We start from the raw sequence: 1,010 nt of genomic DNA on the forward strand, positions 1-1,010 counted from the left end.
AGGGTCGGGCGTGGTGCTTAGAAGTTGAGGATCTGGTAGCCCTCGACGGCGAGAGAACGGATACTTGCTTCGCCCTTGTACTCCGTGAGCAGCGGCCACCCGCCGGCCTCGACAGCGTCGGTGACCCCGTGGGATGTGACGCAGAATGCGCAGGCGCCCCGGATGTTGTCGTGCAGGGCGACGGCGAGGGGGTTCATCTTGTGCTTGGGGTCTGAGATGGCGGCGAGGGATTTAACGCCCGACCCGTCGAAAACGACGACGACGTCATCGCCGGCGTCCTTGAATTCGAGGGCGGTCTTGAGACCGCGATAGACGCGTGAGGTGTCGGAGTCGATGGGCTCATAAATGACGACGGCGATCTTGACTTCAGACATAAATATGTACCTCCTAGATAGACCGATCTGGCCATCATTAACTATACCGATCGGTCTGGTAATATCGCGGTGTGCATTCGTCGACCATCACCCCGATAGTGAGCGCCAAGGAGCGCCTCCTCGCGTCGGCGGGCCGCTTGTTCCACGAACACGGCATCAATGCAACGGGGATCGACCTCGTCGTACGTAACGCGGGCGTCGCCAAAGCCAGCCTCTATAACAACTTCGCCAATAAAGAAGCTCTCGTCGTGGCCTACCTGGAACAGGAACTGGACGGCTGGATCAGAAACGCCCGCATCCTGGACAATCCGCTCGCGCCGCGCCGGGAGCGGATCGCAGCCCTATTTGAGGCCCTTGCCCGCTCGGTCGAATTGAACACCTTCCACGGCTGCCCATTCACCAACGCTGTGATCGAACTGCCGGAATGCGCGGCAGTACGTACAGTCGCCAAACACTATCGCGTCGTCGTTCGTACACATCTGGCCAACCTCATAGGTGCCGACGCTACATCCACGGCGACATCTCGCCTGGTCTTGCTCTACGACGGGGCCATCACCGCAGCGAAAGTCGGCCGCGACGCTGCTCTCGTCCGCGAAGCACGCATCATGGCACAAGAACACGTCGACACTCACACCC

General features: G+C 60.3%; 2 protein-coding genes. One reads left to right on the forward strand and one right to left on the reverse strand.

Annotated features, from left to right (window positions below; translation table 11 throughout):
• Window positions 1–17: 17 nt before the first annotated feature.
• A complete protein-coding gene (locus tag E3T50_RS06315; RefSeq protein ID WP_134551099.1) occupies window positions 18–374 on the reverse strand; it encodes a DsrE family protein in 357 nt (118 codons plus the stop codon).
• A 98-nt stretch (window positions 375–472) separates the two neighbouring features.
• Here E3T50_RS06315 and E3T50_RS16765 point away from each other — a divergent pair.
• The coding region (locus E3T50_RS16765; protein ID WP_166784219.1) for a TetR/AcrR family transcriptional regulator at window positions 473–1,010 on the forward strand (538 nt) is incomplete at its 3' end.

Origin of the sequence: Cryobacterium gelidum (assembly GCF_004403985.1) — a bacterium.
Lineage (GTDB): Bacteria > Actinomycetota > Actinomycetes > Actinomycetales > Microbacteriaceae > Cryobacterium > Cryobacterium gelidum.

Coding starts and splice junctions, on each gene's coding strand:
- E3T50_RS06315 (WP_134551099.1), bottom strand. CDS start 374: ATGTCTGAAGTCAAGATCGCCGTCGTCATTTATGAGCCCATCGACTCC.